Consider the following 1,272-nt stretch of genomic DNA (forward strand, 5'->3'; position numbering starts at 1 on the left):
AAAAAGTTGACCACTACACTTCAACTCCTCCAGCCTTTTATTCAACTCCCCATACCCAGCCTTCCAGCACAAACTTCCATTTTTATAACTCTGCCCAAGAGTAAGATCATTAAAAGACCCCATCCCCCCAAAAGCTGACAACACTGACGCGATTCCCGAGTAATCAGAAGCAAGCAACTGCGCCCGAGCATTCCGGAACCACGCGCTCCAATGCTCTTCATCGTCGCTTTCAAGAACAGCAATCAACTCATCAAGCGCGCAGATCAGCTTTTCGGTTTTTGTACTCAATTGGGATATCACCTGGACGTTGTGCGAAAAGCAATATCGCCAATGGCCAGTGTGCAGGCAAGTAAAATCCTCTTCTCAAGATGCTCACCCGCCTGCACCTGAGGGCCTATTCAGCCGCTCTCATTCGACCGCCCTGCTCGCTTCATCAATCCCAAGCCGTCTGCGCCTTGCAATCAATGCGCGGCGAAATGACAGATCGGCATAGTCCAGAAACAGCCGCGCCATATGGCTGAGTGCCTTTTCCTCGCCCTCACTGCCCACCACGAAATCAAAGCCCAGGGCATGCTTGTTCTTGTCGGGCAGCTCTTCCCAACTGGTCATCAGGTAGGCGTACATGGCGCTGACAATTTGCAGTTGGGTCGAGGATGGCTTCGGGGAGCGGCTGGGAAAACGAGGTCGTGTATCCCGGCGTGATGATTGCCTGGGCTTGCGGAGGAAGGTGCGTGTTTTCATCGATTGTGTCCTTTCAGATAGGGCTTCCAGATTTATCGGCATCCGGGCAAACCAATCGCTTTGTCCGGAATCAAACTCAAGAATATCTGAAATCGGGATAACTGAAAATCAGTTACCTGAAAATCAGTTATAGCTTGTGAGGCTGTTCAACGAGAACGGCCTCATGACCAAAGCAATTTATCGACGAGAACATCAGATCCTGATCAAACTACTGCGCACGATCAGGGAAAATGCCAACCTCACCCAATCGGAGTGCTCGCGGGCGCTTGGCCGACCACAATCATTCATGAGCGATGTAGAACAGGGCTTGCGACGCCTGGATCTCGTCCAGCTACGGGACTTGTGCGCCGTGCTGGGCTACGCGCTGCCACAATTCATCAGTGAATATGAAGAGGCACTTGAATCGGGCAAGTGAGTATCGTCACACGGCCTTGCTACCCTTAATGTCTTTTTAACATTTCACCTATCACCGTCCGGAACCGAACCACTGAAAACACACTCATAGGGTTCCATTGTAGTGGTCAACTTTTT

General features: G+C 51.0%; 3 protein-coding genes. 1 reads left to right on the top strand and 2 read right to left on the bottom strand.

The window, feature by feature from the left end; genetic code table 11:
• A partial coding sequence (locus ALQ04_RS13100) for a DUF6966 domain-containing protein (protein WP_122316183.1) occupies positions 1 to 288 on the bottom strand: 288 nt, incomplete at its 3' end.
• Positions 289 to 408: 120 nt separating this feature from the next.
• Positions 409 to 741, bottom strand: coding sequence for a hypothetical protein (locus ALQ04_RS27275; RefSeq protein ID WP_259645006.1), 333 nt, complete (start codon positions 739 to 741; stop codon positions 409 to 411).
• Positions 742 to 904: 163 nt separating this feature from the next.
• Here ALQ04_RS27275 and ALQ04_RS13110 point away from each other — a divergent pair, with 163 nt between their 5' ends.
• Positions 905 to 1,156, top strand: a complete 252-nt coding sequence (locus tag ALQ04_RS13110; protein ID WP_122316185.1) for a helix-turn-helix domain-containing protein — start codon at positions 905 to 907, stop codon at positions 1,154 to 1,156.
• Positions 1,157 to 1,272: the final 116 nt, after the last annotated feature.

This window comes from Pseudomonas cichorii, assembly GCF_003700275.1.
GTDB lineage: Bacteria > Pseudomonadota > Gammaproteobacteria > Pseudomonadales > Pseudomonadaceae > Aquipseudomonas > Aquipseudomonas cichorii_B.